This is a genomic window from Prosthecobacter sp. (assembly GCF_049294395.1).
Classification (GTDB): domain Bacteria; phylum Verrucomicrobiota; class Verrucomicrobiia; order Verrucomicrobiales; family Verrucomicrobiaceae; genus Prosthecobacter.
The window spans coordinates 1-6,769 of the sequence record NZ_JBAQCR010000343.1 but is presented as its reverse complement, the minus strand read 5'-3'; the positions used below and the strand labels follow the sequence as shown (position 1 = coordinate 6,769).

Here is a 6,769-nt window from a genome sequence, read left to right as displayed (position 1 = left end):
CTCGGCTTTCGCCTCGCTCCAAACTGCTTCTGTGTTTTCTAAAAGATCGTTTCTGATTCCAAGTTTCATGAGCCGCTTTTCGCTTCCCAATCTTCTTTTTCTCAGCCCGCGTTTTTCGCTGCGGGTTGGGATCTTAGAACAGCTTCAGAACCGTGCAACTACATTGTGCTGTTTTTTGCAAAAAAGTTTCGTTCGAAGCATCCAATTCGCCTTTTCCTGCCGATTCGCGCCCCATTTCATGGCCTTGGATCTCGTGTTCTCGTTGTCTGCAAAAAGCGACTCTCGAAAAACGACGATTTGTCTACGTAAACACGCCATTTTTAAGCTCTGAGAACGCATCACTTTTTAAGGCCTGCTGGTCAGAGTGTGAATGCGTTGATCCCAAAACTTCATCTTTCTGCGCGGGCATCAGACATTTTCTTCTTTCCGCTCGATTTCATTCATGATTGAGCGCGGTTTCGGCAGGCATTCGCTTGTGCAAATGAGCCATCAAAAACAGGGCCCAATATCGTGCCTCTTGTTTGCCTCTAAAACATCGTTGGTACCGCCCTATATGGGCGCTGTCCTCATAACTGAGACGCGCCTCCGCATTGCGACGTTCACCTCCCACCTCTCCCTCTTTAGGGAGGCTAGGGACAATGACAGATGTCCCTCTTTGAGGCCCTTTTGGGCTCTGACGTGCCTTCTCCCGTATGTGTAGGGGACAAAAAAGTGGTGTCATTCGTGCTACTCTTGCTATTTCGTTGGCTGCTACCCCATTCCAATGAACACACCACTCACCTTCACCACTGGCTCCGGCGCTCCCGGCAAATTTTACTCTCTTCCCGCTCTTGAAAGTGCCGGTGTAGGCAATGTCTCTCGTCTGCCAGTGTCCATCCGCATCGTGCTGGAGTCCCTGCTGCGTAATCTGGATGGCAAGAAGGTCACCGAGGCAGACGTCAAAAACCTCGCGAACTGGAACGCGAAGAACCCGGGTGAGTATGAGATCCCCTTCACCGTCGCCCGCATCGTGCTGCAGGACTTCACCGGTGTTCCTCTTCTCGTCGATCTGGCAGCCATGCGCTCGAAGGTGAAAGAACTCGGCAAGAACCCGAAGATGGTCGAGCCCCTCGTGCCCGTTGATCTCGTGGTCGATCACAGCGTGCAGGTGGACTTCGCCGGCACGCAGAATGCGCTGAATCAGAACCTCGCGCTGGAATTTGAGCGCAACAAGGAGCGCTACCAGTTCCTCAAATGGGGTGAGCAGGCCTTTGACACCTTCAAGGTCGTGCCTCCTGGCATCGGCATCGTGCATCAGGTGAACTTGGAATACCTCGCCAAGGGCGTGCTGGAAAAAGACGGCGTGTATTATCCCGATTCCCTCGTCGGCACGGACTCGCACACGACCATGATCAACGGCCTCGGCGTCGTTGGCTGGGGTGTGGGTGGCATTGAAGCTGAAGCAGGCATGCTCGGCCAGCCAGTGACCTTCCTTGTTCCGGAAGTCGTCGGTGTTTACCTCAAAGGCGCGCTCAAAGAAGGCGTCACCGCCACGGACCTCGTGCTCGAAGTCACCCAGAAGCTGCGCAAGCTCGGTGTCGTCGGCAAATTCGTCGAATTCTACGGCCCCGGTGCTGTCAGCCTGCCTGTCACCGACCGTGCGACCATCGCCAACATGGCTCCTGAGTATGGTGCCACGATGGGCTTCTTTGGCGTGGATGAAGAAACCATCGCCTACCTGCGCGGCACTGGCCGCAGCGAAGAGCTCTGCACCACCGTCACCAATTACTACAAGGCCCAGGGCATGTGGGGCATCCCCACGGAGAAAGGCAGCATCGAGTTCACCACCGAGATGGAGATGGATCTCAGCACCGTGGTCCCCTGCGTTTCCGGCCCAAAACGCCCGCAGGACCGCATCGAAGTGCCTGCATTGAAATCCAAGTTCAACGAGCTCCTCGTGGCCGATGTGAAAGCCGGCGGCTTTGGCAAAACACCCGTCTCGCAGGTCGTCGAACACCTCGGTGCCTCCAAAGCGGATGGCATCGACGTCACCGGCGCAGCAGCAGGTGTGGATGTGGTCTCCGACCAGACTAGCTTCGAAGTCACCGTTGATTCCAAAGGTGGCATCAAAGACACCATCACCGACGGCAGCGTGCTCATCGCCGCCATCACGAGCTGCACGAACACCAGCAATCCGAGCGTCATGCTCGCCGCAGGTCTCCTCGCCAAGAAGGCGAACGCCAAGGGTCTCACGGTGAAGCCTGCCGTCAAAACCAGCCTCGGGCCAGGATCCCGTGTGGTGACCGATTACCTCACGAAAACCGGCCTCCAGGTCGAACTCGACAAGCTCGGCTTCCAGACCGTCGGCTACGGCTGCACCACCTGTATCGGCAATTCCGGCCCGCTTGACGCAGGCATCGAAGACGTCGTCAAAGGCCAGGATGTCGTGGCTGCCAGCGTGCTCTCCGGCAACCGCAATTTCGAAGCCCGCGTGCATCAGAGCATCAAGGCCAACTTCCTCATGAGCCCCCCGCTCGTGGTCGCCTACGCCATCGCTGGCACGGTCGATATTGATCTGAGCAAGGACGAGCTCGTTCCCGGCAGCGGCGTCTATTTGAAGGACATCTGGCCAACGCTCAAAGAAGTGCGCGATGCCATGGCGTCCGCTCTTTCCCCGGATGTCTTCCGCAAGCTCTACACCGATTTCGCTTCGCAGAATCCGAAGTGGAACGAGATCCAGGGCGGCATCGGCGAAGTCTTCGAGTGGGACGGCAAGTCCACCTACATCCAGCATCCGCCGTTCTTCGCTGACTTCAGCATGACCCCCGGCGACATCACCGAGATCAAGGGCGCACGCCCGCTCGGCATCTTCGGCGACTCCGTCACCACGGACCACATCAGCCCTGCAGGTGCCATCAAGAAGGCCAGCCCCGCTGGTCGCTTCCTGCTCGAACACGGTGTCACGCAGGCTGATTTCAACAGCTTCGGCAGCCGCCGTGGCAATGACCTCGTCATGACCCGTGGCACCTTCGCCAACGTTCGCATCAAGAACCTCATGCTGGGCGGCAAGGAAGGCGGCGACACCCTCCTGCAGCCTGCTGGCACCGAAATGAGCATCTACGACGCTGCTGAGGCCTACAAGGCCGCTGGCACGCCTAGCATCATCCTCGGCGGCGAAGACTACGGCATGGGCTCCAGCCGCGACTGGGCCGCCAAAGGAACGCGTTTGCTCGGCGTCAAAGCCGTCATCACGAAGTCCTTCGAGCGCATTCACCGCAGCAACCTTGTCGGCATGGGCGTCCTGCCCTGCAACTTCAAGGACAAGGCGGACTACGACAAGGTCAAGGACCTCAGCGATGCCACCTTCGACCTCCTGGGCCTGAGCAACGACTTCAAGCCCATGAGCGAAGCCACCCTCCGCGTCAACAAGGCCGATGGCAGCAGCTTTGACGTCCCCGTCGTCGTTCGCATCGACACCCCTGTCGAAATCGACTACTACCGCGCCGGTGGCATCCTGCCGTATGTGCTCGCCCAGATCCTGCGGGCGAATGCGTAAGCCGTAGAACGAGCTCCAAGCTCGTTCCCTCCCGCCACAACTCAACAATCATCCGGCAGACCGCAAGGCTGCCGGATTTTTGTTTTCTGGCATGTTTCGCAGGAAGGATCACAATCCCACGCATGGACACCACCACCGTCTTCCCCATGATTCCCGCCGCGAGTAAATCGCTGTGGTTCTTTGCCATCATCAGCCTCATCCTCGTCGGTGTCCTGTTGCTGATGGTCTGGCTGGCGTGGTCCATGCAGCATGTGCGTTTCACGGTTTCCAATGATGGCCTGCGACTTCAAGGCGATCTCTATGGTCGAACGGTCCCGCTCAAGTCGCTCAAACTCGACGAGGCGGTCGTCACCAACTTGAGCACCGACAAAGAGCATCAGCCGAAATGGCGCACGATGGGCACAGCGCTGCCAGGCTACGCCGCCGGATGGTTCAAACTTCGCAATGGGGAGAAAGCGCTGCTCTTTGTCACGGACAAGACACGCGTGGCACGCATTCCGACCACAGAAGGCTACAGTGTCATGCTCAGTGTGAGCGAGCCCGCAGCGCTCATTGACGCCTTAAAGCAGCAAAGCGCGCCCTAGAGGCTCCGTTCACCGTCCGGCCACCTGAGTCTCCACCTTTTTGGCCTCCTCTTCCACGATGCCCAGAAACGTATCCCGCAGGCCCGAAGGGAAATTCTCATCGTAAACGGCGCAGAGGTTGTAATGCAGCCCCTTGTCGCCCACCAGCAGCGCTGCACAGCCGGGGGTGCCGGTGCGTTCGGCGATCTTGGGAATCAAGGCGACGCCTTCACCAGCCGCGACCATGCTGACCAGGTTCTCCGCATTTGAGGCCGCACTGCCAAACTGCGGCATGAAGCCGATGCTGCGGCAAATCTCCCGCGTCCAGACCCGCTGCGCATCGCTGCCATACATGAGGATGTGCAGAAACGTCTCATCCTCCAGATCCCGCAGCCGCACCGTACCTCTCTTCGCCAGGGGGTGATGTTCTGAGACCAGCACAATCAGCGGACTGCGGAGAATGTTCCGCACCGCCAGTCGTTTGCCTGCCGAGAGCTTCGCAAAAATCTCCGGCACAAACCCGATGTGCATGCGCCCGGCAAAGATTTGCGTGAGCTGGTCTGAAGGCCCTGTTTCCGTCACACTGATCCGCGCCTTCGGCAGGGCGGCATGCAACCGGGTGAGGCACGCAGGTAGAAAACTGATCGTCAGCGAGCCCATGGATCCGACGCGAAGCTCCCCCGTCGTTCCTGCCGCCGCCTCCTTCGCACGCGCCACCGCCTTTTCCGCACGTGCGAGAACCGCACGCGCCTCCTTCAGGAATACCGCGCCCGCATCCGTCAGCGCCACGCGGTTCCGGTTTCGCTCCAGCAGTTCAAGACCCAGCTCCTCTTCCAGATCACGGATCTGCGTGCTCAGCGAAGGCTGTGCCAGTCGCAGCCGTGTGGCCGCACGGCTGAAGCTCAGGGCTTCCGCAACGGCCACGAAGTAGCGCAAATGACGCAATTCCATTCAACACCTTATAGCTTTTAGCTATAACGCGCAAAGGAAACAAGTCATGTCCGGCAGGCCCGCAGCCATGGATGATGGAGTCGAAACTAAACCAGAGAAAGCCATGAGCACCCTCGCACTCGACCCAAAAACACTCACCCCGGAAATCGAATTCGATGATCCTCCCTCACGCACCCAGCCTGCCACCCGAAGAAGGGCGTTGAGCACCCGCACCCGGCTTCTCCTCGTCGGCATTCCTGTGCTGGCTCTGGCCGCCACCGCACTCAGTTTCTGGCTCGCCTACGCGGCCAAGTTTGAGGAAACGGATGACGCGTTCATCGAGGCGGATGTGCACCCCGTCAGCAGCCGCATCATTGGCGACGTGCTCGAAGTCCTGGTGGAGGACAACCAGATCGTCGCCAAAGGCCAGCCGCTCGCGAAGCTCGACCCACGCGACTACGAAATGAAGCTCGCCTTCGCCAAAACCACGCTGGAACAAGTCGCCGCACAGATCCCTCAGGCGGAAGCAGCCCTGGCGAAGGCGCATGCCGCCACTCGCGAGACTGCTGCGAAGGTGGCGGTGGCGGCAGCACAGCTTGAAAAGGCCCGCCTCGACTTTGACCGTGCGGAAAAACTCTTCACCAACGAAGGCCGGGCCATCTCCCATCAGGACCTCGACAGCGCGAAGGCCGCCTTTGATTCCGCCACTGCCAACCACAACGCCGCAGTCGCCTCCCAGGAGGCAGCAACAGCCGGCGTTCGCGCCGCAGAGGCGGACCTGATCGTCGCCAAAGCAGGGCGCGATCATGCGCAGACGGTCGTGGATGATGCCCAGTTGCAGCTTTCTTATACCATTCTGCGTGCGCCGGATGCCGGACGCATCGGCAAGCGCACGATCCAGACCGGCCAGCATGTGCAGCCCGGTCAGGCGCTGCTCGCCGTGGTGTCGCAGGACAACTGGGTCGTCGCCAATTTCAAGGAGAACCAGCTTGCCCAGATGCGCGCAGGTCAGCCGGTGGAGGTGAAAATTGACGCCATCCACGGTCAAAGCTTCCACGGCCATGTGGACAGTTTTTCTCCTGGCACTGGCGCCAAGTTCACCCTGCTGCCCCCCGACAACGCCACCGGCAACTTCACCAAGATCGTCCAGCGCCTGCCGGTGAAAATCCTGCTCGATGCATCCGACTCCCAGGCCTTCGCCAGCAGGCTCTCTCCCGGCCTCTCGGTCATCGCCACCGTGCGCTTGAAACCTTGAGCCAATCGCCCTCGCCCGCAGCCTTCAACCTCGCACCGCCATGACCCGCAGCCACACACTCTCCGCTCCGCTGGCTGAACCCGTGCCGGCCTCCCGCGAAAGCCTTCGCAACTGGATTGCCGTGCTCGGCTCACTGCTCGGAGCCTTCATGGCGGTGCTGGACATTCAAATTTCAAACTCCTCGCTGCAAAACATCACCGGCGGCATCGGTGCCACGCTCGATGAAGGCTCGTGGGTGTCTCTTTCCTACCTGGTGCCGGAGATCGTCGTCATTCCCCTCTGCGGCTGGCTGGCCCAGGTCTTCGGCATGCGGCGCTACCTCATCTGGAACAGCGTGCTGTTCCTTGTCTTCTCCATCTGCTGCGGTTTTGCCTGGGATCTTTCCAGCATGATCGTTTTCCGCGCTCTGCAGGGATTCACCGGTGGTGCGCTCATCCCCATGGCATCCACCATGGTCCTGCTCAAACTGCCAGCGTCCAAACAGCC

General features: G+C 59.6%; 6 protein-coding genes. 5 read left to right on the top strand and 1 reads right to left on the bottom strand.

Going from position 1 to position 6,769, the window contains the following annotated elements; translation table 11 throughout:
* The 3 genes from WAW39_RS22685 to WAW39_RS22675 form a co-directional block, all read left to right on the top strand.
* On the top strand, positions 1-331 hold a 331-nt coding region (locus WAW39_RS22685), incomplete at its 5' end, for a hypothetical protein (protein WP_422321441.1).
* Between the two features lie 432 nt (positions 332-763).
* Positions 764-3,535, top strand: coding sequence for an aconitate hydratase AcnA (gene acnA / locus WAW39_RS22680; RefSeq protein ID WP_422321440.1), 2,772 nt, complete (start codon positions 764-766; stop codon positions 3,533-3,535).
* A gap of 122 nt (positions 3,536-3,657) precedes the next feature.
* The gene (locus tag WAW39_RS22675; protein ID WP_422321439.1) at positions 3,658-4,119 is read left to right on the top strand and encodes a PH domain-containing protein; all 462 of its coding nucleotides are present in this window, start codon (positions 3,658-3,660) and stop codon (positions 4,117-4,119) included.
* A 9-nt stretch (positions 4,120-4,128) separates the two neighbouring features.
* Here the strand turns inward: WAW39_RS22675 and WAW39_RS22670 are convergent, their stop codons facing one another.
* Positions 4,129-5,049, bottom strand: a complete 921-nt coding sequence (locus WAW39_RS22670; RefSeq protein WP_422321438.1) for a LysR substrate-binding domain-containing protein — start codon at positions 5,047-5,049, stop codon at positions 4,129-4,131.
* 103 nt (positions 5,050-5,152) lie between these two features.
* On the opposite strand from WAW39_RS22670, the gene WAW39_RS22665 reads away from it, so the two are divergent.
* Together WAW39_RS22665 and WAW39_RS22660 are read left to right on the top strand one after the other, a co-directional pair.
* A complete protein-coding gene (locus tag WAW39_RS22665) occupies positions 5,153-6,283 on the top strand; it encodes an HlyD family secretion protein (RefSeq protein WP_422321437.1) in 1,131 nt (376 codons plus the stop codon).
* 40 nt (positions 6,284-6,323) lie between these two features.
* A partial coding sequence (locus WAW39_RS22660) for an MFS transporter (protein WP_422321436.1) occupies positions 6,324-6,769 on the top strand: 446 nt, incomplete at its 3' end.